Source organism: Lentzea sp. NBC_00516, assembly GCF_036346835.1.
Classification (GTDB): domain Bacteria; phylum Actinomycetota; class Actinomycetes; order Mycobacteriales; family Pseudonocardiaceae; genus Lentzea; species Lentzea sokolovensis.
On sequence record NZ_CP107840.1, the window covers coordinates 5623397 to 5647943 of the forward strand.

Genomic DNA, 24547 nt, shown 5'->3' on the forward strand with positions numbered 1-24547 from the left:
CATGGGCGGAACGGATCTGTACGACGAGATCGGCACCGGGTACTCGTGGGGACGGCGCACCGATCCGCGCTGGATGGCCAAGATCCTCGCCGTGCTCGGCACCGCTCGAACGATCGCCGACGTTGGCGCGGGCACCGGCTCCTACGAACCGCGCGACCGGACGGTGCTCGCTCTCGAACCGTCCGTCGAGATGATCCGGCAACGCCCACCCGGCGCGAGTCCGGCCGTGCGCGCCGTCGCCGAAGCCCTGCCGGTCCGCGACAACGCCGTCGACGCCGCGCTGGCCGTGCTCACCGTCCACCACTGGACCGACTGGCGCGCCGGTCTCGCCGAACTCCGGCGTATCGCACCACTTCAGGTCGTCCTCGCCTACGACACGCGCCGGCACGCCGACTTCTGGTTCGTCCGCGAGTACGTGCCGGAGATCGCCGACCTGGAACACACCCGGCCTTCGGCGGACGACATCGCGCACGAACTCGGTGCCCACAGCGTCACCGTTCTGCCGCTGCCGTGGGACTTCACCGACGGCGTGTTCCCTGCCTACTGGCGACGCCCGGCCGCCTACCTCGATCCGCGCGTCCGCCGCGCCTGTTCCGCGCTCGCCCAGACCGATCGCGGCTCCGTCGATCGGGGTGTCCGGCAATTGCACGCCGACCTCGGCAGCGGCCGATGGCACGAGCGCCACCGCGACCTGCTCGACCTAGACGAGTGGGACGCAGGGTTCCGCCTCATCGTGTCGCGTACCTGAAGGACCTCACCACTTCGGGGAGCGCCCCAGGGCGGTCAGAACGCGGTTCAGCGGATCTTCGTCGTCCGCGGCGAGCGCGGGCGCGAAAGGCGCGCCAGGCTTCAGCCTGCTCTCGCCGTCCGGCACCGCCAACGCGATCCGCAACGCGGGCTCGGCCAGTTCCGGAGCCAGGCGGTAGTCGAGCCCCAGCGAACGCGCGACGTCCCAGCCGTGCACCACGTAGTCGATCAGGTGGAAGCCGATCGCCTGCATCGCCGGGAACCGTGCCCCGAACTCCGGCAGCTCGAATTCCCGTTGCGGCACTTCGGGTTCCGCGAAGGCGGCGAGCACGTCCTCCGCGGCTTCGGCGTAGTCGGCGACGGGCCGCGAACTGACGGAGACCTCCCAGGCCGCGAGATCCCCGCCGTTACCTCTGGCCGCGGCGGCGAACCCGTGGTGCTGGGTGGTCATGTGAGAGAGGAGTTCGGCGAGTGTCCACTCGGAACACGGCGTGGGCTTTCCCAAGTCGTCAGCGGACACCTGGGACACGATCTCGACGCTGGTCCGCACCGCCGTGCGATGCAGAGCCAGTAGTTCATCAATAAGCATGTGCCTACGATAGGCAGGTGCTTACTATTTACGCAAGGTCGCTATCATCCTGTTCGTGGATGGCCGGCGACGTGACCTGGCGGCGATGATCGCGCCGTTGCAACGAGCGCTGGTCGCCGCCGAGCAGCCGGTGCTGCGCGCGCACGGGCTGAGCATGTGGGGCTACGTCGTGCTCGACACCCTCGAAGGCCAGCCGGTGCGCACCCAGGTAGCGCTCGCGGAGTTCATCGGCGCGGACAAGAGCCGGATCATCGGCGTCCTCGACGAGCTGGAGAACGACGGCCTGCTGGAACGCACCCGCGACCCGGCGGACCGGCGCGCTCGACTCGTCACGATCACCGAGGAGGGCCGTCGCCGGCACGCCGCGGCGCAGGCCGAGATCCAACGCGGTGAGGAACGTCTGCTCGCCCAGTTGACCGCCGCGGACCGGGAGGCGTTGCTGCGCTCGCTGGCCGTGCTCGTCGACGCGCTGCCGAAGCTCGGCCAGGACTGAGGAAAGTCCGCACACGTGCGGCACGAAGAGCGCGGAATTCCGCGCACCTCCTCCATCGTTCTCTGTGTCGCAGGTGTTTCACATAGCGCACAAATAGGTTGTGACCTGCGCTAACAACCGCCAGGATGGGCGGCGACAAACAACGACTGATTGTCATGGGGGCAGTCGAATCATGCGATTCAAGCGTGTAATGGCAGCTGTGCTCGGTATCGCGGCGATGGTCACCGTCGTCGCGGCCGCTCCGAGCGTGGCGCAGGGGGACAAGAACTCACTCTCGGGCAAGGGCCTTCCGCGTGACCGTGGCGCGACCACGCTCACGACCAACGGGCAGTCCTTCCTCGAGATCAACGCCGCCAACGAGCTCGTCCACTGGTCGCGCTCCGGCGAGAGCTACGCCAAGCAGGTCCGCGGCTGGGGCTGGAGTGGCACGCGTGCCATCACGACCCTCGACGAGCAGACCTTCCTCGAGGTCAAGAACGACGGCCGCCTGTCCAAGTGGTCGTGGAACGGCACCTGGTACTCCGAAGCCGTCATCGGCTGGGGCTGGAACAACGCTCGCCTGATCACGGGCACGAGCCTGGGTCAGTTCATCGAGGTCAACAACCAGGGCGAGCTCGCCTACTGGACGATCGACGGCTCCAACGGCCTGAGCAAGGTCGTTCGCGGCTGGGGCTGGGGTGCGACGCGCAGCATCACGGGTCTCGACCCGTTCCTCTTCATCGAGGTCAAGGGTGACGCGAACCACTCCGTCTCCTACTGGGTCAACGAGCAGAGCGGCCTGACGGAGTACCCCTCGATCGGGGGCAGCTTCAGCGGTGTCCGGCTGATCGCGGGTGGCGACGTCGACCACTTCACGGTCATCGGGACCAACGGCAACCTGGTGGAGTTCGCCTGGGTCGAGGCCGGCGAGGAAAGTGGCTACTACGGCACTGTTCGCGGCTGGGGCTGGGGCGGCACGCGCCTGATCGGCTGATCGACCTGCTGTGAGGAAGGGCCCCGACCGGTTCGCCGGGCGGGGCCCTTTTGCAATGTCTGCCCGCAGTGGTCAGGATCTGGTGATGACCGACCTGCACGAGCTCTACCGCGATCTGCACAGCAACCCCGAACTGTCGCTGCACGAGTTCCGCACGGCAGGTGTGCTCGCCGATGCCTTGCGGCCGCTGGGTTTCGACGTCACCACCGAGGTGGGCGGCACCGGCGTGGTGGGCGTGCTGCGCAACGGCGACGGCCCGATCGTGATGCTCAGGGCGGACATCGACGCGTTGCCCGTCGAGGAGAAGACCGGTCTGCCGTACGCGTCAACGGTTCGCGCGTCGAACGCGAACGGCGAAGACGTGCCGGTGGCGCACGCGTGCGGGCACGACATGCACGCCACGTGCCTGATCGGGGCGGCCGAGCGGTTGGCGCGGACTCGTGAGGAGTGGGCGGGGACGCTGCTCGTGGTGTTCCAGCCCGCCGAGGAACTGGGCAGTGGCGCGCGGGACATGGTCGCCGACGGGCTGTTCGAACGGTTCGGCAAGCCGGTGGTCGTGTTGGCGCAACACGTCAGCCCTTTGCCCGCCGGGATGATCGCGTACGGCAGCGGGCCGCTGATGGCGGCGTCCGACTCGGTGCGGGTCACGTTGTTCGGGCGCGGTGGCCACGGTTCGGCGCCGGAGACCGCCGTGGATCCGGTGCTGATGGCCGCGCATGTCGTGGTGCGGTTGCAAGGCATCGTCGCGCGCGAGATCGCACCGTCCGAACGTGCCGTCGTCACGGTCGGGCGGCTGCAGGCCGGCACCAAGGAGAACGTCATCCCGGAGACTGCCGAGATCGGCGTCAACATCCGGACCTTCAACGAGCACATCCGCGGCATCGTCCGTGCCGCCGTCGAACGGATCGCGCGCGCCGAGGCCGTCGCGTCCGGAGCACCGTGCGAGCCCGAGTTCGACTGGTACGACGGCACTCCCGTGCTCGTGTCCGATCCGGACGCGACCACGACGACCATGGCCGCGCTCGCCGAACACTTCGGCAAGCAGAACCTGATCCCCGGCGCGGTGGTCAACGCCAGCGAGGACGTCGGCGTTTTCGGTACGGCCGCGGGGATTCCGACGGTGTTCTGGTTCCTCGGCGGCACGGACTTCAGCACCCGCGAGCCCGGTCAGCCGGTCGCGATGAACCACTCCCCCGAGTACGCGCCGGACATCGAGCCGACGCTGACCACCGGAGTCGACGCGCTGGTCGTCGCCGCGCGGACGTGGCTCGGCTAGGCCCTTGCCGCGATGCCGTCGTACATCACGCGTCGCAGCGCTTCGCTTTGCGCCGCTTGCGCTTCCGGCGTGCGCAACGACGAGATCGCGGTGCCGAGGATCATGCCGTTGATGGCCCTGGCGGTGTTCTCGACGTCGAGGTCTGCGCGCAAGTAGCCCAGTTCCACGCCGTGTGAGAGATACGCGGACGTGAGCGCGGCGGCCAGGTCGAACAGGTCGAGGATCCGTTCGGCCATGGCGCGGTCGATGCCGGGCGCCTCGAACAGCAGCAGGCGCGGCACTCGGGGGTCCTCGCCGAAGATGCGGCCCAGCGACTCGCCGATGCGCGCGGACTGCTCGCGGTACTCGGCCAGCGTCGACACCGCGTCCGGCGCGTTCTCGGCCGTCAGGGCGCCGGTGACGCGGCCGACGAGGTCGTCGACGACGTGGTCGACGATGTCCCGCTTGTTCTGGAAGTAGCGGTAGAACGTGCCGTGCCCGATGCCCAGGCGCGTGGCCACGTCGGCGATTCCGGTGGCGTGGTAGCCGCGTTCGGCGAAGCAGTCGAAGGCCGCGTCGATGATCTCGCGGCGCAGCTCCTGCTTCTTGCGCTCGGCGCGGCTGACGGGCTCGGCACTGGACGTCATGCGGCTGAGTCTATGACCTGCGGAGTCTTGCGATCACCTCGGAACTGACATACGGTTCCGAAACTGACATGCGATTCCGTTTCAGCAGGAGGTCGGGATGGCCCCGCAGTACGACGCAGTCATCGTCGGCGCCGGGTTCGGCGGCATGGGCGCGGCGATCGAGCTCAAGCGGCTCGGGCTGCACGGCCTGCTGATCCTGGAGCGGGAGGACGACCTCGGCGGCACCTGGCACGTGAACCGGTATCCGGGACTGGCCGTCGACATCCCTTCCTCGACCTACTCCTACTCGTTCGAGCCGAATCCGCACTGGTCACGGCTGTTCGCGCCGGGTTCCGAACTCAAGCGGTACGCCGAGCACGTGGCCACCAAGTACGGGTTGCGGCCCTTGATGCGCTTCGGCGTGACGGTGACCGGCGCACGCTGGCGGGACGACCACTGGGAGGTCGTCGCCGGCGAGGAGACCTTCACCGCGCGGTATCTCGTGACCGCCACGGGGTTCCTGTCGATGCCGAGGACGCCGGACATCGCGGGCGTCGAGTCGTTCCAGGGCAAGGTGATCCACACCGCCGCCTGGGAGCCCGCCGACCTGACCGGCAAGCGGGTGGCGGTGATCGGCACCGGTGCCACCGCTGTGCAACTGATCCCCGAACTGGCGAAGCAGGCGTCCGCGCTGACCGTCTTCCAGCGCACGCCGATCTGGGTCAGCCCGAAGCCCGACTACCCGATCCCGTCGCCGGTCAGGAAGTTGTTCGCGCGGCTGCCGTTCGCACAACGGGCCGTGCGGTGGGTGGGCAGTTCGGTCCTGGAACTGATGATGATCTCGGGAGTGGTGCGCTACAAGCAGTTGCGGGTGGTGAACCGGCTGGCGGAGCGGTGGTGCCGGACGCACCTGCACCGCCAGGTCCGTGATCCGGAACTACGTCGCAAGCTCACGCCGGACTACTCGTTCGGCTGCAAGCGGCCCACGTTCTCCAACGACTACTTCCGCACGTTCACGCGACCGCACGTGCGGCTGGAGACGTCGGCGATCGAACGGATCGACGCCAACGGTGTCGTGACGGCGGATGGCCGCACCGAGATCGATGTTCTCGTGCTGGCAACGGGATTCAACCTGTGGGACACCAACTTCCCGGCGTTCGAGGTGATCGGGCGTGACGGCAAGGACCTCGGCGCGTGGTGGCGGCAGAACCGGTTCCAGGCCTACGAAGGCGTGACGGTGCCTGGGTTCCCCAACTACCTGTCGCTCAACAGTCCCTACTCCTACAGCGGACTCTCGTACTTCACGACGATCGAGTGCCAGATGACGCACATGCGACGGCTGTTCACGGCGATGCGCTCCCGTGGTTCGTCGGTCTTCGAGATCTCGCAACGGGCCAACGACGAGTTCCTCGAACGCATGCGCGCCAAGGTCACGCAGAACTCGGTGTTCTCCCTCGGCCAGTGCTCCACCGCGCACAGCTACTACTTCAACCAGCACGGTGAAGCCACGCTGCTACGACCGACCTCCACGGTGAGCGCACACCGTGCGGCGAGGAGTTTTCCGGTGTCGCACTACGACTTCTCGAACGTCCGCTTGATGGCCTCCAGTCCGCGCGACATCGAGTCGGCCATGGGCGCGGCCAGCCGGTCGGGCAGCACGTCGCGCGTCCACACCAGCCGGCAACGCCGTTCGTCGTAGGGGAAGACCTGCATGGACGCGTTGTCGTGGACCGGTTCCACGGAGCCGCCGACGATCGAGTAGGCGATCCGGCGCGCCTGGTCGTCGACGCCGATCCTCCGCTCCGTGACCACGGTGCCGTCGGCGAACGTGACGGTGCGGACGTCGGCTTCGGACTGGGTGTCCACGACGAACCCCGGCGCCATCCGCGACGGGCCGGTGGCGAACTCGCCGATCACCTTCCACACGTCGTCGGCATCGGACTCGACCACGACTTCCAGGACGATGGAGGCCACGTGATCACGCTGCCAGGCAGAGCAGGTGGCCCTGCGGGTCCGCGAGCACGGTCCACTGGCCCTCACCGGGCTGGAAATCCGGTTTGGTGGCACCGAGTTCGAGCAGCTGCTTGACGGTGAGCTCGACGTCCTCGACGTGGAAGTCCAGGTGCGCCTGCTTGTCCGAGCCTGGCCAGGCCGGGGGCTGGTAGTCCGGCACGCGGACGAACGCGAGCTGGACGCCGTTCTCGCCCAGGTAGACGGAATCGTCGTCGCTGGAGGTGATCTTCCACCCGGTGACGGCGCGGTAGAACTCGGCCAGCGAGCCGGGGTCTGCGCAGTCGAGGACGATCGTGGTGAGCTGGGCGGGCATGTTCGTTCTCCTTCTGGATCGACGGGCACCAGCCTGCTCCGCGACCGCCTCTCCGGTCTTGAACATCCTTGCGCGCGAAAAATTGTCAGACCCCGTCCCTAGCCTGAAGGGGTGCTCTCCTTCATCGCTCTCGCGGCCCGCCCGGAGTTCAGCGTGTCCGCGGTGGACTGCCGCGACGACCACCGCGGCTGGTCGGCCGAGCAGCCGCGCGCGGACGTGCGGCTCGTGCTCGTGCGCAGTGGCGGTTTCCGGCGGCGGGTCCGGGGCGTGTGCACCGATCTGGATCGCACGGTCGGCTATCTCGGCTTACCCGGCGAGGAGGAGCACTTCTCCCATCCCGCAGGCGGAGACGTGTGCACGTCGATCAGCCTGCGGCCCGACCTGTGGCGCTCATTGGCCGGTGAGGCGCCGCTGCTCGCCGGATCGTCGCTGTACGTGGACGGCAGGCTCGATCTGGCCCATCGGCGACTGCTGCTGGCCGCGCGTGACGACGGGGCCGAGGAACTGGTGGGACTGGTGGCGCACGCCGTCCAGCAGGTCGTCACCACTCCCACTCCGGGCGGCAGCGGCGACGGCGCGTTGGTGGCGAAGGCTCGTGGTGTGATCGGCGACGACCACCCGGCAGCGTCCGGACTGATTCCGTTAGCCGATCTTCTCGACGTCTCGCCGTATCGCCTGAGCCGCGCTTTCACCCGTGAACTCGGGGTGTCGCTGACCCGCTACCGCAACGGGATGCGCGTCTCCCGCGCGCTGGATCGCCTGGAGGAAGGGGAACCCAGCCTCGCCGCGCTCGCCGCCGACCTCGGGTTCGCCGACCAGGCGCACCTGTGCCGCACAGTGCGCGAACACCTCGGACACACGCCAACCGCCCTGCGCAGACTTCTCGGGGCAAATCGAACATCAAGCCAGACAAAGGAATGCGCGGGCGCAAGTCCTACAAATGCGCACGAATTGTTGGTGTGAATAAGTTAGTACTTGTTAACGGTCGCCGCGCAACCCATTCTTTCCCTGCTCCGCCACCACATTCACCTCGACGAACGCACCGGCTCCCCCTGCAACCGAGGGCCGGTCAGTTCGCCCTGCAACGAGGAGAAAAATGCAAGCCAGACGCACACTCGTGCTGGCCGCGGCAGGTTCACTGGTCGCAGCCGTTCTCACCCAGACCGGCGCGCAGACCGCCGTCGCCCAACCGACTCAGACCGCCGAGGCGCTGGCCGTGGACGCGGCCGCGAGCCTCGTCGCGAGCCGCCCGTCGCAGCTGCACGCCGGATCGAACGACGAGTTCGTCCGCCACGGCGTGATCTCGTCGACGAACGGCCTCAAGTACGTCCCGTACGACCGGACGTACAAGGGAATTCCGGTAGTGGGCGGCGATTTCGTAGTCGTCACGAACTCGACCGGCCAGGTCCTGCAGACCTCCGTCAGCCAGAACGCGACGATCGACCTGGCGAGCACCACGCCCTCCGTCACCAAAGCGCAGGCCGAGACCACCGCGAAGACCACGATGTCCACAGTGGACGGCGTGGGCACCGCGGAACAGGTCGTCTACGCGCTCGACTCCGCTCCGACGCTTGCCTGGAAGGTCACCGTCACCGGCCGTGACTCCGAGGGCCCGAGCAAGCTCGACGTGGTCGTGGACGCCGCCACCGGCAAGGTGCTGCGCAAGCAGGAACGCGTCATGCACGGCACCGGCACCAGCGGCTGGAACGGCCCGAACCCCGTCACCATCGCCACCACGCAGTCCGGTTCGAACTACTCGCTCAAGGACCCCACGCTGACCAACGTCAGCTGCCAGGACGCGGCGAACAACACCACGTTCACCAAGACCACCGACACGTGGGGCAACGGCACCCAGACCAACCGCGAGACCGGCTGCGTCGACGTGCTGTTCGCGGCGCAGACCGAGTCGAAGATGCTCTCGCAGTGGCTGGGCCGCAACGGTTTCGACGGCAACGGTGGCGGCTGGCCGATGCGCGTCGGCCTGAACGACCAGAACGCCTACTACGACGGCAGCCAGGTCCAGATCGGAAAGAACTCCGCGGGCCAGTGGATCGGCTCGATCGACGTCGTCGCGCACGAACTCGGCCACGGCATCGACGACCACACTCCAGGCGGCATCTCCGGCGCGGGCACGCAGGAGTTCGTCGCGGACGTCTTCGGCGCCACCACCGAGTGGTTCGCGAACGAGCCGTCGCCCTACGACACCCCGGACTTCCTCGTCGGCGAGACGATCAACCTCGTCGGCCGCGGCCCGATCCGCAACATGTACAACCCGTCCGCGCTGAACCACGCGAACTGCTACTCCAGCTCCATCCCGAACACCGAGGTCCACGCGGCCGCCGGCCCCGGCAACCACTGGTTCTACCTGCTCTCGCAGGGCTCGAACCCGACCAACGGCCAGCCGGCGAGCACCACGTGCAACAACACGTCGATCACCGGCCTCGGCGTCGAGAAGGCCATCAAGATCTTCTACAACGCCATGCTGCTCAAGACCTCCAGCAGCGCGTACCTCAAGTACCGCACCTGGACGCTGACCGCGGCGAAGAACCTCTACCCCGGCAGCTGCGCGGAGTTCAACACGGTCAAGGCGGCCTGGGACGCGATCAGCGTGCCCGCGCAGTCGGCCGACCCGACGTGCAGCGCGACCGGCACGGTGACGGTCGGCAACCCCGGCAACCAGTCCAGCGCCGTTGGCACCGCGGTGAGCCTGCCGCTGTCGGCGAGCGGCGGCACCGCGCCGTACAGCTGGTCCGCCACGGGCCTGCCCGCCGGCCTGTCCATCAACTCCGGCAACGGCACCATCTCCGGCACCCCGACCACCGCCGCCACCTCGAACGTCACGGTGACCGCGACGGACAGCGCCTCCAAGAGCGGCACCGCGTCGTTCAGCTGGACCGTCGGCACCAGCGGCGGCAACTGCTCCGGCCAGAAGCTCGCCAACCCGGGCTTCGAGGCCGGCGCCACGTCGTGGACGGCGTCCTCGGGCGTCATCGGCCAGCACAGCGCGGACGGCGAACCCGCCCGTTCGGGCACCTGGTCGTCCTGGCTGAACGGCTACGGCTCCTCGCACACCGACTCGCTGTCCCAGTCGGTGACGATCCCCGCCGGCTGCAAGGCGTCGCTGACGTTCTACGTCCACATCGACACCAAGGAGACCGGCAGCACCGTCTACGACAAGCTGACGGTCACCGCGGGCACCACCACCCTCGCCACGCTCTCGAACACGAACGCGGCGGCGGGCTACGTGCTCAAGACGTTCGACGTGTCCTCGTTCGCGGGCCAGACGGTGACCGTCAAGTTCACCGGCGTGGAGGACGCCTCGCTCCAGACGTCGTTCGTGATCGACGACACGGCGGTGACCCTGAGCTGAGGCTTTTAGTCTGAGCTCATGAAGAAGCAGGCGTACGCGGTTGCCGCGATCGTGGACTCGATCGCGGCAGCCGTGCGCGGCGCCAAGCCCGCGCGCACTGTGACGAAGACCGCGCTGATGCCCGCACTGGCCGTCGCCAGCCCACCTCACGACCCCGGTATGGCGGTCGGCCTGGCCGGCTCGTGGCTGGGTGACGTGGCACTGCTCGGCGACTCGGACAAGGCGTTCCGAACAGGACTCTTCAGCTTCCTGGTGGCCCACGTCGGCTACACCGCCGCACTGGCCCGCCGCTCGTCGCCCGGCTCACGCAAGGCCGTCGTGCCCATCGTCATGGCGTCGGCCGCAGGAGCCGCGGTGTTCGCGCGAGCGGCAGGCCCAATGGGAAAGCCGGTAGGCCTCTACGCCCTGACGCTCGGCACGATGGTCGCCGCCGCCTCCACGGCCCGCGGCGCCGGCGCCCGACGGGTTTTCGGTGGTGCGGCACTGTTCGCGGTCTCGGACGCCCTGCTCGGCGCGAGCCGGTTCGTCCTCAAGGGACGCGCGGCGCGAGTGGCGTCGACCGGCGTCATGCCGACCTACGCGGCGGCCCAGTGGCTCCTGCACACGGGGTTCAAAACGTCGAACGGGTGACCCGCGTGAAAACCCGTTGGAACCCCTGTGCTAACGTTCTTCACGTCGGTACGAGCAAGCCTCCGGCACACAAACAAGCGCCGCTAGCTCAGTTGGTTAGAGCAGCTGACTCTTAATCAGCGGGTCCGGGGTTCGAGTCCCTGGCGGCGTACTTCGCAAATGGAAGGCTCATGCTCACAAAGAGCGTGAGCCTTCTTTGCTTCGTTGTGTTTTTTGGGGGCCGAGCCCCCAAACCCCAGCCGGCGGGCTCCGCCCCCGGACCCCCGGTGGGTCTCGCTTCGCTCGACCCAGGCCGATGCGTTCAGTCTTGCCGACGTGCCACAGAGCGGCGTTGTAGTGGGCACGCTCCCGGTGATGCCGCTAGTGCTGCCACCGCTTGCCGGCCACCGAGGTGGCCGGCCATCACGAACCTCGTCACCACTTGTCGGAGGTGACGATCGCCTTCAGCTGGTCGAGGTTCAGCGGCGGCTGCGGCGAGTAGATCCGGCCGCCCGGCGAGTTGATCACGGCGCCCGTGGGGTCCTCCTGGTTGCCGACGCGCAGGAGGACCGTCGTCCCGTCTGGCCGCTTGAGGCACGCCATGTACGCCACCGCGCCGGGAACCGACCGCACGGTCTCGGTCGCCAGCCGGGAGCCGTCGGGCAGCGTGCTGACAGGACAGTCCTCTGGTCGAGCTGGAGTCAGGCCGGGACCCGTGCGGTGAAAGCTGCACCACGCGCTGGGCTCGGAATCTGCGGGGTAGATCGTCAGGCTGAAGCTCCCGGTGACGCCTGCGGAGGTCAAAGTCCCGCCGACAAGCGCGCTGGTGGGGAAGTTCGGGTTCACCGTCAGCGGGACTGCCCCTGACCCCGGTGGCGCGTTGTTACCCGAGGGCGCGGGACCTCCTGACAAGGTGTGGTTCGCGGTCGCCTCGAACGTCGCGGTGTCTCCGAGCACCACCCTGAACCGGGCGATCAGCTCATCCGGCGTGGCGGGGACCGGGCTGCGCGCCATGGTCATGGACGATGTGGTCGGCGGCGGGCCGGCGACGTGCGTGCCGGAGTCGCCCGGCATCAGCCACACCGCACCCGCGACCAGGCACGCCACCGCGACGACGGTGGCCGCGACGGGTACCAGCCGCACGGCCCTGCGCCGCCGCACGACCGGGGCCCTGTACGCGGCCGCGGCGTCGACCTGCCGCTCCAGCTCGGCGAAGGCGTCGTGGAGAGTGCGCAGGTCGCTCATGAGGTCTCCTGGAAGTTGGGGGCGGTGGCGGTGAGGTCGATGCGCAGAACGTTGAGTGCCCGGTGGATCTGGCTGCGCACGGTCGGCTCCCTGCATCCCAACTGTGTCGCGATCTCCCTGTCGGACAGGCCCGCGTAGTAGCGCAGGACCACGGCCGCGCGCTGCTTCCTGGGCAGGCCGGCGAGGCGGCTGATCATCGCGTCGCGCTCGGCCCGCTCGTCCGCGCCGTCGGAGACCACCCGCGGCTCGATCTCGGCGCGCGGGGACGTACGCGTCAGCCTCCTGCGCCAGGACAGGTACTCGTTGACGACCATCCGCCGCACGTAAGCGTGCGGCTCATCCATCCCCGAGATCCGTTCCCAGCGCTCGAACGCCCGGCCCAGCACGTCACTCACCAGGTCCTCGGCCAGCCACGTCCGGCAGGTCAGGACCATGGCGAACCGCATCAGCGCGGGACGCTGCCTTGCCACGTACTCGGCAAACTCCACCGGCCACTCCCGATCGTCGACTCAACCTCGATTTCGACCCCTAATGGAGAAGTGACCCTCAACGTTGCATTCGGTCTCTCAACGGCTGCCGAGAGCTCTCACGCGCGCTTCCCAGAAGCCGGGCCGCCCGTCACCACCGCAGAGCGCTGAGCTCACGGGTCAGGACAGGCGAGAGCGTCCCGTCGGCGGTGGTCATCGCGTGGCCGACGCCGGGGAGCACCACGCGGTGGCCCACGACGGACGCGAGCTGGTCAGTCGTGTGGCAGGGCACCTGGGGGTCCAGCTCGCCGCAGGTCAGCAGCACGGGCATCGGCGGCAGCCCGCGTGCGACGTCGGGTGGGAAGACCGCGTCGTCCGTGGTCACGAACCGGCGGTTCGGTCCTGCCAGCGACTGGAAGAGCGCGGCGAGCGGTGCCGGCATGGTCGTCGTGTCGACGGGGCGACCACCTCGCAGGTCCGCGACGGCCACGTCGATCGCCCGGTCGATGATCTCCGCTTCCTGCTCGGTCAGGCCTCCGGCATCGACGAGTTGCCCGATCTGGTCGTGCAGTTGCATGGCGAGCACGTCCAGCAGCCGCAACGCCTGGGGCTGCAGCATGATCAGGGCAGCGGCGCGCTGGCGGGGAGGTGCTTGCGCGGCGAGCACCAGTGCCGTCATGCCTCCTTCGCTGTGACCGGCCAGAGCCACCCTGTTCCGTGCCACCTCGGCACGGCGTTGCAGCAGGTCGCGGGCTGCTGCGGCCTGGCGCACGAAGGCCGGGTAGTCGATGTCCTGAGGCCGCCCGGCCCAGGCGCCCAGTCCTGTCTGGCCCGTTCCGTACTTGTCGAACCGGAGGGTCACCACCCGATCGCGGTCCAGTGCGGCGGCGAGGTCGCGGATGGTGTTCGGCGTGAGCGACGGCGGCTGGTTGCCGTCGCGGTCGGTGGGGCCGCTGCCCGGCAGCAGAAGGGCCGCGGGCAGACGTTCACCGCGCCGCCGCGCCGGCACGTGGAGCGTTCCGTAGGTGGTCGTGCCCTCGACCTCGAACGACACCTGCTCGTCGCGTGCGGGCAACCAGGCCGTGGAGTCATGGCTGCCGGCGGCGAGCACGGTGGTGGGCGTGATGCCGGCGGCCAAGACCGCCGCCACTAGCACCGAAGCGACCTTGACGATCATCGGCTCGTGGCCTGTTCGACCATCGCCACCACCGCGCGGGGGTCGTCGACCTCGACGACCAGACGGGTGTAGTGCTCGTCGGCCAACTCCACGACCACCGCCTTTTGCGCGTCGCGGACCGCCCAGAAGACCTTTTCGCCGTCCTGGTGGAACGTGCCGGCCGTGATCACCCCTGGCAGATGCGTGCCGGGCGCCCGAATCCCCTTCGGCTCCCCCAGGATTCCCGGATCGACCGTGGCACCACGCACGTGCGCGAGCGGGATGGTCAGCTTGCTCTTCAACGACCACAACTTGTCCAGGCCGTTCATCTCCACCACCAGGTCCTGGCCTTGCACGCTGATCGTCGCCATGTCAGATCTCCTTACCGGGCACCGTTTCCGGCGCGTCACGAATGGTGGGGACGTCCGCGGCCTCCCCGTGGCGCACGGCCTGCGGTCTGGCGCGCAGCCATCGGCCCAGCAGCACCTCGGTGGCGCGCGGGTCACCCGTCGCCTCGTCGACCTCGGCGAAGACCGACGACACCAGGCCGGCGACCTCGAGGTCGTCCGGCGCCCGATCGACCGCGGCCACCAGCAGGAAGTCCCACGCGGGCAGGTGTTCCGACTGGGCGGCACGAGCCAGGTGCGGGCGAACGTCCTGCTCGATGTGACGGCGCAACGCCGCCAGGTACAGACCGCGCTTGCTGCCGAACACGCCGTAGAGACTGTTGCGGTGCACTCCGAGTCGAGTGACCAGGTCGTCGATCGAGACACCGTCGTAGGCACGGCGGGCGAACAGGTCGGCCGCCGCCTCCACGGTCTCGTCCACGTCGAAAGACCTGCGTCGTCCCATGTGACGACCGTAGCGTTTTCAGGAACGATCAGTCAAGAACAATCGTTCCTGAAAACGCGGAACGGGCCCGCCACCGCATCGGTGACGGGCCCGTCCGCGTGGTGCGGGATCAGCAGTTGCCGAGCAGACCCCAGTAGATCCACACGCCCGAGGCGCCGCCGGAGATGTTCCCGTGGGCCCACGTCAGGTCCGGGCCGCCGGACTCGAACACGTCGAAACGCCGGCCGCGGTGCACCTGACCCAGCGGCGTGCCTTCCGGCGTCTTGCGATAGATGACGTTGTTCTGCTGAACGCAGACAACTGATTGTGCGGACATCGGCGCCGCCGAGGCGGTGGACGCCCCGACAGTGATCAGCGTGGCGCCAACGGCGACCACAGCGGCCAATGCGGTGAACTTCATGCGGTGAACTCCCCAGTGAAGAAGTGATTCACGACCCAGGTCGCAATACCGGCCCAGCCTCGATGACACCCCCAATTGATGGCCATCGAGGCCGGACCCGGGATGTGTATAGCGTGGTCGTGTTGTCAGGCGCCGGAGAGCGGCGCACCGGACAACACGAATCCGAGGAGAGACATCAGGTGCCACGACCGGAGCGACCGCTGGAGCTCGATGGGACCGCTCTTGTCGAGTTCGCCGTTGACCTGCGGCGTTTGCGTCAGGACATCGGTGGTCCGTCGTATCGCGAGCTCGGGAAGCGCGGCGGCTACTCCGCGACGACGCTCGCCGAGGCCGCCGGCGGGCGCAGGTTCCCGAGTCTGGAGGTCACGCTCGCCTACGTGCGCGCGTGCGACGGTGACGTCGAACTGTGGGAGCAGCGGTGGCACTCTCTCGCGGCCGAACTCAACGCGACTGCCGCCGCCGAACCAGAGGATCACGACCAGGCGCCCTATGTCGGACTTTCCGTCTACCGCGCCGAGGACGCTTTTCGGTTCTTCGGCAGGGAACGCCTTGTCGACGATCTCCTCGCCCTTGTGCAACGGCAGAAGTTCGTCGCGGTGTTCGGACCGTCCGGGTCGGGAAAATCGTCCCTGATTCGCGCGGGACTTCTTCCGCGGCTGCCTGCGCACGTTCTCCGCACTCCGGGTGAACATCCGATGCGGCTGGTGCCCGGTTTTCCGTCCGACCCGGAGACCGTGATCGTGGTCGACCAGTTCGAGGAGGTCTTCACCCTCTGCCAGGACGCGGACGAACGGGCGCGGTTCATCGCCGAACTGCTCGGCCGCCGGGCGGTGATCGGCGTGCGGTCGGACTTCTACACGCACTGCTGCATGATTCCCGAGCTGGCGGGCGCGCTGCAGGACTCCCAGTTCACCGTCGGGCCGATGACGGCGGAGGAGCTGCGTCGCGCGATCACGTTGCCCGCGATGAAGGCGAACTGCACGGTGGAGAGCAACCTGGCGGCCACGCTCATCGCGCACGCCCACGGCCAGGCGGGTGTCCTGCCGTTGCTGTCGCACGCGTTGCTGGAGACATGGCGCCGGCGCAGCGGAAACCGGCTCACGCTCACCGGGTTCCAGGCCGTCGGCGGCATCGACGGCGCGCTCGCGAAGACGGCCGAGGCGGTGTACGGCTCGTTGGACGCGCGCCAGCAGGGCCGTGCGCGGGACCTCTTCCGGCGCCTCGCCGTGCTGGGTGAGAACACCGAGGACACCAAACGCCGCATCTCCCCTGCCGAGCTCGACGACGACCAGGACACCGCGGTGGTGCTGGACAGGTGCACCGCCGCACGGCTCGTCGTGCGCGACACGGACAGCATCGAGATCACCCACGAAGCGTTGATCCGCACGTGGCCACGGTTCCGGGAATGGCTCAGCAGCGACCGCGACGGGCAACGCGTCCACCGGGAGCTGACCCACGCCACCGACGTGTGGGAACAACTCGACCGCGACCGCAGCGCGCTGTACCGGGGAGCCCGGCTGGCGATCGCCCGCGAATGGGCCACCCGATCTCAGGCCCTCACGGCTCGCGAACGGGCGTTCGTCGAGGCCAGCACCGATGCCGAGGCCGAGGAACACGTGGTGGCGCGGCGCCGCGCGAAACGCCTCAGCTACCTGGTCGGAGTGCTCGCGGCGCTGTTGGTCGTCTCGGCGGCGACGACGTTCTACGCGGTGCGGACGCGCAACGACATCACGTCGCAACGCAACAGCGCGATCGCCCAGAACCTCGCGTCCGAGGCGGTGGTGGAGCATCGCGCGAACCCGTCCCTCGGGCTGCAGCTCGGTCTGGCCGCGCACAACCTCGCCGCGACGCGCAAGACGCGCGACGCGGTGCTGAGCACGCTGGCGACCGTCGTGACGGCCCACGACGAGGAGGTCTACGCGGCGACGTTCAGCAGCGACGGCAAGCTGACAACGGCGGGCCGCGATCGCTCGATCCGCCTGTGGAACGTCGGCGACCGGCGCAAGCCGGTCCGGCTCGGCACTCTCACCGGCCACACCGGCCCTGTGCGCGCGCTGTCCTACCGCGCGGACGGGAAGGTCCTCGCGTCGAGCGGCGACGACGGAACCGTGCGGCTGTGGGCCGATCAGAAGGAGATCGCGGCGCTGAGCGGCATGGGATCCGTGCGCGCGGTCACGTTCAGCCCGGACGGTCAGACCCTCGTCGCCGGCTCCGGCACGGGAGAGGTGCGGACGTGGAACGTCAGCGACCCGCGCAACCCGGTGCTGACCGCGACGGTGCGCGGCCACACGGACGCGGTGCGGACGGTGGCGTTCAGCCCTGACGGCAGGACGCTGGCCACCGGGAGCGACGACCACAGCGTGCGGCTGTGGCAGGACGGCGCCGAGATCGTGTCGTTGTCCGACACCAGGCTCGACGTGTACGACCTGGCCTTCAGCCCGGACGGGCACACGCTCGCGGTCGGCAGCGGCAACGACAAACCCGTGCGGCTGTGGAACGTCTCCGACCCTCGCAAGCCTTCCGAGCACCCCTCGCTCACCGGTCATGAGGACGTCGTCGGCAGCGTCGCGTTCAGCCCGGACGGTCGTACGCTCGCGTCCGGCAGCGACGACCGCACGGTGCGGCTGTGGAACGTCACCGATCCCGGGCACGTCACCGAGATCGCCACGTTGTCCGGCGCCGCCATCGCCGTCGCCGACATCGCGTTCAGCCCAGACGGCCGGACCCTCGTGTGGACCATGTTCGATCCGACCATGCGGCTGCTGAACGCGGATCTCGGCGCCGCCGTCGCCGAGGCGTGTGACTCGGTGGGACCGCGCCTGACCGAGGACGAGTGGCGCAGGCACGTCCCGGACGTTCCGTACACCCCGCCCTGCTGACGAACGCGGTGAGGCCAGGCCGGAAATCCCGGCCTGGCCTCACCGCGCTTCTGGTCGTCAGCCGCGGTGCCACTTCTGGTTGGCGCCGCCGACGCAGTCCCACATGTGCAGGACCGCGTCGTTGTTCGGGTTCCACTCCGCGATGTCCACGCACTTGTTCGCCTGCGGGTTCACCAGGTCACCGGTCCCGGACAGCACGAACTGCTGGGCCGCGTTCCCGGAGCAGGTCGCGAGCTGCACGGCCGCGCCGTTGTCCCTCGAACCCCATGCCACGTCCACGCACTTGTTGTTCTCCGTGCGCAGCGTGCCGCCGGTGAACTCGAACTTCTGGTTCGTGCTGCCCGTGCAGTTCCACACGATCAGGCGCTGGCCGTCGGCGAAGTTCCAGTTCGGCACGTCGATGCACTTGCCGTGCCAGTCGCTGACGATGCTGCCGGCGGCGGCGGGCGGAGGCGTCGTGGAGCCGCCGCTGAACGGGGTGAGGATGATCCCGGCCGAGCGCGGATCGCCGTCGTGCACCAGCGACTCCTGCGCCTGCACGTCGTCGAACGCGAACCCGTACGCCTTGCCGTCCACCATGTTCTGGTGCACCAGCCGCGAGTAGTGGTTGGTGATCGCGCCCTGGTAGAAGTCCGCGGGACCGCCGCCGGGCTGCACGTCGATGCGGCCGAGCGTGGAGCGGTGCAGAGCGGCGCACAGGGTGCGCGCGATCGGGCCGACCACCTGGTCGTTGGGTGCGTGCAGCGCGCCGTCGCAGCCCCACACGTTCGAAGTGGACGGCTTCGCGAACGACGCCACCTGCTGCCCGGCGGTGTTCCTGAAGTTCATCGTGCCGCCGGACGTGCCGCCGAAGTACTTCACGTCAGGACGGTCGCCGAACGGCTGCACGGTCAGCGTCTTGGTCATGTACGCGTTCCACGCCTGGGTGATGTACGAGTCCAGGTAGTTGCGGTCGAAGTTGCCGACGTCGGCCGCCTTGCCCGGCGCGAGCACGCGCAGCACCGTGCCGTCCGAACGGGACATGACCGACCCGCCCCAGCCCGACTGGTTGCGGATGCCGTTGATGACGGCGTCCCGCCCACCGGACTTGAGTTCGCCGGTCTTCTTCGTGGCGCCGCTCGCGCCCGTCACGGTCACCGCGTGCGGTACCGCGAACATGTCCACCTGGGAGCTGTTGAGCCACAGGCCCGCGTCGTTGTAGGTGAACTCGCTCCAGTCGAACAGGATGCCGCTGTTCGGGTCGCCGGACGCCCACGGCGCCGGCTGCACCAGGCCGTCGGGCGTCAGGAAGAACTTGAGCTTCTCGCCGAACGACATGTAGACGCGGCCCGAGATGAACCGCGGCACCCGCAGCGAGGCGGTGCCACCGGGACCAGGACCGGCGATCGACACGTCCGGCGCGGGCGTGGGCGGGTTGCCACCCGGCGACCACGGCGTGAACGCGCCGGCCTGGTTGACGTACCCGAGGCGCCCGCTGCGGATGTCCGTGCCCAGGACGTACAGGTGCACGGCCTCGGACCGGCCGCTGTTGTTGGTGACGTTGAGCGGCAGCAGGTCGGGGCCGATCGCCTGTGCCGGTGTGCTCGCGATGGCCGCCGATGCGATCGCCGCCAGTGCGGCGAGCGCGCTGAACCACTTCGTTCGAGTGCGCATCTGACTCCTTGTGCAGGGGTGCTCTGCCGGCAGGTCCCCCGACCGGCTACAGGGCGGTCGGCGGCCTCCGGTCCGAGAACTGGTCCAGACCGGTTATGAGAGCGCTTCCATGGTTGTTCGCAGATGGCGGCTCTGTCAATACCGGGCAGAAGCCGGGCAGGAGCCGGGCAGGCGGCTGATCGAGCTGATCCACAGCAGAAAGGCGGGGCCGACCGAAGTCGACCCCGCCCCTTGATCACCTCGTGGTCACGCCTTCACGGAGTGCTTCCCGTGCGTCCAGGACGCGGCGTCGCCGCCGTCGCCCGCCGGACCGGAGTGGCCACCGACCGTGTTGCTGTGGTTGGAGGCGTCGCCGGTCGAACCAGTGGCACCGGTGTCACCGGAGTCGCCCGAGGTGACCTCGGTCCAGGACTTGGTGCTGTGGTTCTTCCAGCCATGGTTCTTCCAGCCGTGGCAGTTGTCGCCGCGGTGGCCGTTCCACTTCTGGTGCTTGTTCTCGGTCTTCACGAACGCGGTGTTGCCACCGGTGTCGCCCGAGTTCCCGGAGTTGCCCGAGTTACCGGTCGTGGCGTTGTTCGAGCTGCTGGCGTTGCCGCCGTTACCCGACTTGCCACCATCACCCGCGGTCGCCTCCGTGGAGCCGGACTTCTTGTGGTGGCCCCACTTCTGGTCCTTGGTCATGACCGCGGCGTCGCCACCGTCACCGGCAGGACCGGAGTTGCCGCCCACCGTGTTGCTGTGGTTCCACGCGTCACCGGTCGAACCAGTGGCACCCGTGTCGCCGGAGTCGCCCGACGTCACCTTGGTCCAGGACTTGGTGCCCTGGAACCAGTTGTGGCCCTGCTTCGAACCGATCGAGCGGACGACGGCCTTGTTGCCACCGGTGTCGCCCGAGTTCCCGGAGTTGCCCGAGTTACCGGTCGTGGCATTGTTCGAGCTCGTGGCGTTGCCGCCGTTACCCGACTTGCCACCGTCACCCGAGGTCGCCTCGGCGGAACCGGACTTCTTGTGGTGGCCCCACTTCTGGTCCTTGCTCACGACCGCGGCATCGCCACCGTCACCGGCAGGACCGGAGTTTCCACCCACCGTGTTGCTGTGGTTGGAAGCGTCGCCGGTCGCACCCGTGGCACCGGTGTCACCCGAGTCGCCCGAGGTGACCTCGGTGTGGCACTCCGCCAGCAGGCAGACGCCGTAGGCGCTGTTGCCGCCGGTCGCACCCGAGTTGCCCGAGTTACCGGAGTTGCCCGACCGCGCGGTGTTCGAGCTCGTGGCGTCGCCGCCGTTGCCCGAGTTGCCACCGTTGCCCGCGGTCGCGCCGGTGTTCTGCGTGCGGCCGGCGGCAGTGGCGTCGCCACCGTTGCCGGCGGCGCCGGACTTGCCGCCCACCGTGTTGCTGTGGTTGGAGGCGTCGCCGGTCGCACCCGTTGCGCCGGTGTTGCCCGAGTCGCCCGAGCTCACCTCGGTGTGGCACTCGGCCAGCACGCAGACGCCGTAGGCGCTGTTGCCGCCCGTTGCGCCCGAGTTCCCGGAGTTGCCCGAGTTGCCGGACTTGGCGTTGTTCGAGCTGGTGGCGTCGCCGCCGTTGCCCGAGTTCCCGCCGTTGCCGCCGTTCACGACCGAGTGCACGACGTCGCCAACGCCGCCCAGGAGGCCGTTGCCACCCGTGTCAGCGCTTGCCATCGCCGTTCCGAACAGGAGGAAGCCTCCCGAGAACGCTGCGGCCATCAGACCGCGTCGCACGTAGCTGTGCATTGTCGAACCTTCCTGTCAAACAAGCTTGGTGATCTGTCGGCTTGGTTGGCAGGAGTGATCAACTGGGATGACTTCGGCCGTAGTAGTAGCACCACGACCCGTGGATCTGGTGATCCGTGACCACCGCGAGCGACTCGACGCCCGGACGAATTCCCGATCCTGCCGGGAGATCCGAGAGCGCGAGACCCGTCGATCCGTTCGAAGACACCGACCCCGTCGTACCGGGCAGAACCAGCGGCACGTCAGGCGACGGCGAGGAGGGCGCCTCGATCGGTGGCGCCACGTCAGGTGCGGAGATCTGTTGCGGGGCCTTGGCCACCGGGACCGGGACCGGGACGACACCGGACGTCGTCACGGCGTTCGCCGTGAGGGCGACGGCCGGCACCGGCGGAGTCTCCGGAACGGCGACCGGCGGCGGCACCTCCGCAGGAGCGGAAGGCTGTGCCACCAACGGTTCCGCGATCCGCGGCACCACCGGCACGTCCCGCACCGTGTTCACCACAGGAGCGAGCAACGGCGCTGTCACGGGCTGAAGAGGCTCCAGCACCGGGCTCAGCGTCCGCACGGCGGTGTCGACGACCGGCGTCAACGGTGCCAGCACCGGTTCGGTCACCGGAGCGACGAGTTCGGCGACACCACCCAGCAGGCCGGGCGAGTCACCGTCGTCCGCGCTCGCGACTCCCGCGGAGAGCAGGCCGAACCCGATCAGGAACCCGGCGACACCGAGAGTGCGCCGGAGAACTGTGGAGCAGGTCGACTTCATGTAATCACCCCCTTTCGGCGAATCGGCACCCGTACATCAGGCATTCGGATTCACCCAGGAGAGTGGATTGCACGAAAGTGGAGAAACTTTTGTTCGCGCAGCTCAAAGCGGTAAAACAATTCCAAACATCAATTTCCCGCCACTGCGGTAACAGCAAAACTCCGGGAACCGCACTGTGCGGTTCCCGGAGTCGCGGTACTGCTGCCCTCTGGAGATGTCAGGCAGGGAGCAGGACCGAGTCGATGAGGTAGACGGTGGCGTTGGCGGTGTGCACGCCGCCGCAGATGACGTTGGCGTCGTTGACCTTCAGCGCGTCCTTGGAACCGGTGACCTTCACGGTGCCGGTCTCGACGGTCTTCTGGTCGCCAGCGATCTTGTCGGGCGAGATCTGGCCGGGGACGACGTGGTAGGTCAGGATCTTGGTCAGCAGCGCGTCGTCGGTCTTGAGCTTCTCGATCGTCGCGGCGTCGATCTTCGCGAACGCCGAGTCGACCGGCGCGAACACGGTGAACTCGGCGCCGTTGAGCGTCGAGACCAGGTTGACCTTCGGGTTGAGCTTGCCGGACACGGCGTCCACGAGCGTCTTGAGCAGCGGGTTGTTGCTCGCGGCGACGGCGACCGGGTCGGCGGCCATACCGCTCACGGAACCGGCACCGGACGGAACCTGCTTCGCGTAGTCGGCACAGCCGGGGCCGACGAGGTCCTTGGCCGGGTCGGCCATCGCGGCGGACGAGGTGGCGGTCGAGGTGGGCGCGGCACTGGACGAGGTGCCGCTGCTGGCCATGTCACCCGAGCCGCACGCCGCGCCGAACAGGGCGAGCGAGACGGCGCCGGCGGCCAGGACGGTGTTGCGGACGGTCTTGTTCATGACGGGACATCTCCAAGGGGTGATCGAGCAGTTGCTGCCCGTGATTCGCCACCCCTCGGGGAGCGGATGGGTGTGGTTATCGATCCGTTACCAACCAGGACGTGACCCATCCGGCACCGATCCACCGGCGCCTCCGCTGCGAACACCAGAGGGACAACGCTGAGGAGAGGACCAGGGATGCCTGAGCGTGAGCGGGCGCTGCAAAGCCTGCCGAGGACACCGCGGGACGTCGGTCCGACCGCCGACGAGCTGCTGGCGCTGGTCGCACGGGGCGACGAGGCCGCGTTCGAACGGCTCTACGACGTCGTGTCCGGCTCGGTGTTCGGGCTGATCAGGCGGGTGGTGCGAGATCAGGCGCAGTCGGAGGAGGTGTTCCAGGAGGTGATGCTCGAGGTGTGGCGGACCGCGACCAGGTTCGACCCCGACCGCGGCAGCGCGAACACCTGGATCCTCACGCTGACGCACCGCCGTGCCGTCGACCGCGTCCGGTCCGCCCAGGCCGCCACCCATCGCGAGGACCGCGCCGCCCGGCTCGATCCGGGCAGGCCCTTCGACGAGGTGAGCGAGCAGGTCGACGGCCGGCTCGAACAACGCCAGGTGCGCCGGTGCCTGAGCTTCCTGACCGACCTGCAGCGCGAGTCCGTGCTGCTCGCCTACTACCAGGGCTACTCGTATCCGGAGGTCGCGAGCCTGCTGAGCATCCCGCTCGGCACGGTCAAGACCAGGATGCGCGACGGCCTGATCCGACTGCGGGACTGCATGGGGGTGACCGGATGAGGACCACATCCGCTGATCTGCACACGCTCACCGGCGCCTACGCCGTGAACGCGCTGTCCGACATCGAACGGACCGCCTTCGAGGCGCATCTGACCCGCTGTGCGAGCTGCGCGGTCGAGGTCGCCGAGCTCGCGGCCACGGCCGCACGTCTGGGCGTCGCGGTGGAGTCCCCGCCGCCACCGCAGCTGCGCGCCCGTGTGCTCGCCGCTGCGGCGGAAACCCGGCAGGTCTCTCCCCACACGGCCCGCGTGCCGGACCCGCGCAGGGTGCGCTGGGCCGGAGGGCTGCTCGCGGCCGCCTGCCTGGTCGCCGCGGTCTTCGTGACCGTGCAGTACACGGAGTCCGACCAGGACAGGCAGCTGGCACAACTGTCCAGCGAGTACAGCCGGTTCTCCGACTTCCTGTCCACACCGGACGCGAAGCTCATCAACGGCAAGGCACCGAACGGCGCCACCGGCACCGCCGTGATCTCGGCCAGCCGCGACGAGGCGCTGTTCCTCGCCAAGGACCTGCCGGATCCCGGCGACGGCCGGATCTACCAGCTCTGGCTGATCGGCGCCGACAACGACCCGCACCCGGCCGGACTGCTCCAGTCCCGGTCGACGCCGGTCGTGGTCAGCGGACTGACCGGGGCGAAGGAGGTCGCGCTGACCGTGGAGCCCTCGGGAGGGTCGGAGAAGCCGTCCACGCCACCGGTGATGGCGATGCCGCTGGTGTGATCCAGGGCGGTCGTTGTCCTCGATCCGT

Annotated in this window: 24 protein-coding genes, 1 tRNA gene and 1 pseudogene; 12 read left to right on the forward strand and 14 right to left on the reverse strand. The window is 68.7% G+C overall.

What is annotated here, in order from left to right; genetic code table 11:
* Position 1: 1 nt before the first annotated feature.
* Positions 2–748, forward strand: coding sequence for a class I SAM-dependent methyltransferase (locus OG205_RS24900; protein WP_330270493.1), 747 nt, complete (start codon positions 2–4; stop codon positions 746–748).
* Between the two features lie 6 nt (positions 749–754).
* On the opposite strand, the gene OG205_RS24905 is transcribed toward OG205_RS24900, so the two are convergent.
* The gene (locus tag OG205_RS24905) at positions 755–1336 is read right to left on the reverse strand and encodes a TIGR03086 family metal-binding protein (RefSeq protein WP_330270494.1); all 582 of its coding nucleotides are present in this window, start codon (positions 1334–1336) and stop codon (positions 755–757) included.
* A gap of 55 nt (positions 1337–1391) precedes the next feature.
* Between OG205_RS24905 and OG205_RS24910 the strand changes: the two genes are divergently transcribed.
* From OG205_RS24910 to OG205_RS24920, 3 genes are all read left to right on the forward strand, one after another.
* Positions 1392–1829, forward strand: a complete 438-nt coding sequence (locus OG205_RS24910) for a MarR family winged helix-turn-helix transcriptional regulator (RefSeq protein WP_330270495.1) — start codon at positions 1392–1394, stop codon at positions 1827–1829.
* A gap of 190 nt (positions 1830–2019) precedes the next feature.
* Positions 2020–2802, forward strand: coding sequence for a hypothetical protein (locus OG205_RS24915; RefSeq protein ID WP_330270496.1), 783 nt, complete (start codon positions 2020–2022; stop codon positions 2800–2802).
* Positions 2803–2887: 85 nt separating this feature from the next.
* Positions 2888–4078 carry an amidohydrolase gene (locus OG205_RS24920; protein WP_330270497.1) on the forward strand — a complete coding sequence of 397 codons (1191 nt, stop codon included), beginning with the start codon at positions 2888–2890 and terminating at the stop codon, positions 4076–4078.
* On the opposite strand, the gene OG205_RS24925 is transcribed toward OG205_RS24920, so the two are convergent.
* Positions 4075–4704, reverse strand: a complete 630-nt coding sequence (locus OG205_RS24925; RefSeq protein WP_330270498.1) for a TetR/AcrR family transcriptional regulator — start codon at positions 4702–4704, stop codon at positions 4075–4077. The two genes, OG205_RS24920 and OG205_RS24925, sit on opposite strands and share 4 nt — an antisense overlap.
* 97 nt (positions 4705–4801) lie before the next feature.
* On the opposite strand from OG205_RS24925, the gene OG205_RS24930 reads away from it, so the two are divergent.
* The gene (locus OG205_RS24930) at positions 4802–6382 is read left to right on the forward strand and encodes a flavin-containing monooxygenase (protein WP_330270499.1); all 1581 of its coding nucleotides are present in this window, start codon (positions 4802–4804) and stop codon (positions 6380–6382) included.
* Here the strand turns inward: OG205_RS24930 and OG205_RS24935 are convergent.
* Both OG205_RS24935 and OG205_RS24940 read right to left on the reverse strand, forming a co-directional pair.
* Positions 6325–6750 (reverse strand): annotated as a pseudogene (locus tag OG205_RS24935) (SRPBCC family protein); the annotation flags it as partial. The gene OG205_RS24930 and the pseudogene OG205_RS24935 overlap by 58 nt on opposite strands.
* Complete coding sequence (locus tag OG205_RS24940) at positions 6662–7009, reverse strand: VOC family protein (RefSeq protein ID WP_330270500.1); 348 nt, start codon at positions 7007–7009, stop codon at positions 6662–6664. The gene OG205_RS24940 and the pseudogene OG205_RS24935, both read right to left, overlap by 89 nt.
* Before the next feature lie 111 nt (positions 7010–7120).
* Here OG205_RS24940 and OG205_RS24945 point away from each other — a divergent pair, with 111 nt between their 5' ends.
* The 4 genes from OG205_RS24945 (at position 7121) to OG205_RS24960 (ending at position 11160) form a co-directional block, all read left to right on the forward strand.
* Entirely contained in the window at positions 7121–7972 is an 852-nt protein-coding gene (locus tag OG205_RS24945; protein ID WP_330270501.1) for a helix-turn-helix domain-containing protein, read from the forward strand.
* Positions 7973–8105: 133 nt separating this feature from the next.
* Positions 8106–10379 (forward strand): M4 family metallopeptidase, encoded by a 2274-nt coding sequence (locus OG205_RS24950; protein ID WP_330270502.1) that lies wholly within the window; start codon positions 8106–8108, stop codon positions 10377–10379.
* Between the two features lie 18 nt (positions 10380–10397).
* Positions 10398–11009, forward strand: coding sequence for a lysoplasmalogenase (locus tag OG205_RS24955; RefSeq protein WP_330270503.1), 612 nt, complete (start codon positions 10398–10400; stop codon positions 11007–11009).
* 77 nt (positions 11010–11086) lie between these two features.
* Positions 11087–11160 (forward strand) — tRNA-Lys (locus tag OG205_RS24960).
* Positions 11161–11423: 263 nt separating this feature from the next.
* Here OG205_RS24960 and OG205_RS24965 read toward each other — a convergent pair.
* The 6 genes from OG205_RS24965 to OG205_RS24990 all read right to left on the reverse strand — a co-directional run bounded on the left by OG205_RS24965 (position 11424) and on the right by OG205_RS24990 (position 15108).
* Positions 11424–12233 (reverse strand): hypothetical protein, encoded by an 810-nt coding sequence (locus tag OG205_RS24965; protein ID WP_330270504.1) that lies wholly within the window; start codon positions 12231–12233, stop codon positions 11424–11426.
* Positions 12230–12721 carry a SigE family RNA polymerase sigma factor gene (locus OG205_RS24970; RefSeq protein ID WP_330270505.1) on the reverse strand — a complete coding sequence of 164 codons (492 nt, stop codon included), beginning with the start codon at positions 12719–12721 and terminating at the stop codon, positions 12230–12232. Before OG205_RS24970 ends, OG205_RS24965 begins: the two co-directional genes overlap by 4 nt.
* A 130-nt stretch (positions 12722–12851) precedes the next feature.
* Positions 12852–13877 (reverse strand): alpha/beta hydrolase, encoded by a 1026-nt coding sequence (locus tag OG205_RS24975; protein ID WP_330270506.1) that lies wholly within the window; start codon positions 13875–13877, stop codon positions 12852–12854.
* On the reverse strand, positions 13874–14227 hold the full coding sequence (locus tag OG205_RS24980) for a hypothetical protein (protein WP_319978191.1): 354 nt from the start codon (positions 14225–14227) through the stop codon (positions 13874–13876). Before OG205_RS24980 ends, OG205_RS24975 begins: the two co-directional genes overlap by 4 nt.
* Before the next feature lies 1 nt (position 14228).
* A complete protein-coding gene (locus tag OG205_RS24985; protein WP_330270507.1) occupies positions 14229–14708 on the reverse strand; it encodes a TetR/AcrR family transcriptional regulator in 480 nt (159 codons plus the stop codon).
* A gap of 109 nt (positions 14709–14817) precedes the next feature.
* A complete protein-coding gene (locus tag OG205_RS24990; protein WP_330270508.1) occupies positions 14818–15108 on the reverse strand; it encodes a hypothetical protein in 291 nt (96 codons plus the stop codon).
* A gap of 179 nt (positions 15109–15287) precedes the next feature.
* Here OG205_RS24990 and OG205_RS24995 point away from each other — a divergent pair, with 179 nt between their 5' ends.
* Entirely contained in the window at positions 15288–17987 is a 2700-nt protein-coding gene (locus OG205_RS24995) for an nSTAND1 domain-containing NTPase (protein WP_330270509.1), read from the forward strand.
* 57 nt (positions 17988–18044) lie between these two features.
* On the opposite strand, the gene OG205_RS25000 is transcribed toward OG205_RS24995, so the two are convergent.
* The 4 genes from OG205_RS25000 to OG205_RS25015 all read right to left on the reverse strand — a co-directional run bounded on the left by OG205_RS25000 (position 18045) and on the right by OG205_RS25015 (position 23023).
* Complete coding sequence (locus OG205_RS25000) at positions 18045–19640, reverse strand: glycoside hydrolase family 64 protein (protein ID WP_330270510.1); 1596 nt, start codon at positions 19638–19640, stop codon at positions 18045–18047.
* A 246-nt stretch (positions 19641–19886) separates the two neighbouring features.
* A complete protein-coding gene (locus tag OG205_RS25005) occupies positions 19887–21392 on the reverse strand; it encodes a hypothetical protein (protein WP_330270511.1) in 1506 nt (501 codons plus the stop codon).
* A 58-nt stretch (positions 21393–21450) separates the two neighbouring features.
* Entirely contained in the window at positions 21451–22155 is a 705-nt protein-coding gene (locus tag OG205_RS25010; RefSeq protein WP_330270512.1) for a hypothetical protein, read from the reverse strand.
* Between the two features lie 217 nt (positions 22156–22372).
* Complete coding sequence (locus tag OG205_RS25015) at positions 22373–23023, reverse strand: fasciclin domain-containing protein (protein ID WP_330270513.1); 651 nt, start codon at positions 23021–23023, stop codon at positions 22373–22375.
* A 177-nt stretch (positions 23024–23200) separates the two neighbouring features.
* On the opposite strand from OG205_RS25015, the gene OG205_RS25020 reads away from it, so the two are divergent.
* A complete protein-coding gene (locus OG205_RS25020; RefSeq protein WP_330270514.1) occupies positions 23201–23800 on the forward strand; it encodes a sigma-70 family RNA polymerase sigma factor in 600 nt (199 codons plus the stop codon).
* Entirely contained in the window at positions 23797–24519 is a 723-nt protein-coding gene (locus tag OG205_RS25025; RefSeq protein ID WP_330270515.1) for an anti-sigma factor, read from the forward strand. Before OG205_RS25020 ends, OG205_RS25025 begins: the two co-directional genes overlap by 4 nt.
* Positions 24520–24547 lie beyond the last annotated feature (28 nt).

What these genes read in the sequence shown, in the direction of transcription:
- OG205_RS24900 (WP_330270493.1), top strand. Translation starts at nt 2, where the DNA reads ATGGGCGGAACGGATCTGTACGACGAGATCGGCACCGGGTACTCGTGG.
- OG205_RS24905 (WP_330270494.1), bottom strand. Translation starts at nt 1,336, where the DNA reads ATGCTTATTGATGAACTACTGGCTCTGCATCGCACGGCGGTGCGGACC.
- OG205_RS24915 (WP_330270496.1), top strand. Translation starts at nt 2,020, where the DNA reads ATGGCAGCTGTGCTCGGTATCGCGGCGATGGTCACCGTCGTCGCGGCC.
- OG205_RS24920 (WP_330270497.1), top strand. Translation starts at nt 2,888, where the DNA reads ATGACCGACCTGCACGAGCTCTACCGCGATCTGCACAGCAACCCCGAA.
- OG205_RS24925 (WP_330270498.1), bottom strand. Translation starts at nt 4,704, where the DNA reads ATGACGTCCAGTGCCGAGCCCGTCAGCCGCGCCGAGCGCAAGAAGCAG.
- OG205_RS24930 (WP_330270499.1), top strand. Translation starts at nt 4,802, where the DNA reads ATGGCCCCGCAGTACGACGCAGTCATCGTCGGCGCCGGGTTCGGCGGC.
- OG205_RS24940 (WP_330270500.1), bottom strand. Translation starts at nt 7,009, where the DNA reads ATGCCCGCCCAGCTCACCACGATCGTCCTCGACTGCGCAGACCCCGGC.
- OG205_RS24950 (WP_330270502.1), top strand. Translation starts at nt 8,106, where the DNA reads ATGCAAGCCAGACGCACACTCGTGCTGGCCGCGGCAGGTTCACTGGTC.
- OG205_RS24955 (WP_330270503.1), top strand. Translation starts at nt 10,398, where the DNA reads ATGAAGAAGCAGGCGTACGCGGTTGCCGCGATCGTGGACTCGATCGCG.
- OG205_RS24965 (WP_330270504.1), bottom strand. Translation starts at nt 12,233, where the DNA reads ATGAGCGACCTGCGCACTCTCCACGACGCCTTCGCCGAGCTGGAGCGG.
- OG205_RS24975 (WP_330270506.1), bottom strand. Translation starts at nt 13,877, where the DNA reads ATGATCGTCAAGGTCGCTTCGGTGCTAGTGGCGGCGGTCTTGGCCGCC.
- OG205_RS24980 (WP_319978191.1), bottom strand. Translation starts at nt 14,227, where the DNA reads ATGGCGACGATCAGCGTGCAAGGCCAGGACCTGGTGGTGGAGATGAAC.
- OG205_RS24985 (WP_330270507.1), bottom strand. Translation starts at nt 14,708, where the DNA reads ATGGGACGACGCAGGTCTTTCGACGTGGACGAGACCGTGGAGGCGGCG.
- OG205_RS24990 (WP_330270508.1), bottom strand. Translation starts at nt 15,108, where the DNA reads ATGAAGTTCACCGCATTGGCCGCTGTGGTCGCCGTTGGCGCCACGCTG.
- OG205_RS25000 (WP_330270510.1), bottom strand. Translation starts at nt 19,640, where the DNA reads ATGCGCACTCGAACGAAGTGGTTCAGCGCGCTCGCCGCACTGGCGGCG.
- OG205_RS25005 (WP_330270511.1), bottom strand. Translation starts at nt 21,392, where the DNA reads ATGCACAGCTACGTGCGACGCGGTCTGATGGCCGCAGCGTTCTCGGGA.
- OG205_RS25010 (WP_330270512.1), bottom strand. Translation starts at nt 22,155, where the DNA reads ATGAAGTCGACCTGCTCCACAGTTCTCCGGCGCACTCTCGGTGTCGCC.
- OG205_RS25015 (WP_330270513.1), bottom strand. Translation starts at nt 23,023, where the DNA reads ATGAACAAGACCGTCCGCAACACCGTCCTGGCCGCCGGCGCCGTCTCG.
- OG205_RS25020 (WP_330270514.1), top strand. Translation starts at nt 23,201, where the DNA reads ATGCCTGAGCGTGAGCGGGCGCTGCAAAGCCTGCCGAGGACACCGCGG.
- OG205_RS25025 (WP_330270515.1), top strand. Translation starts at nt 23,797, where the DNA reads ATGAGGACCACATCCGCTGATCTGCACACGCTCACCGGCGCCTACGCC.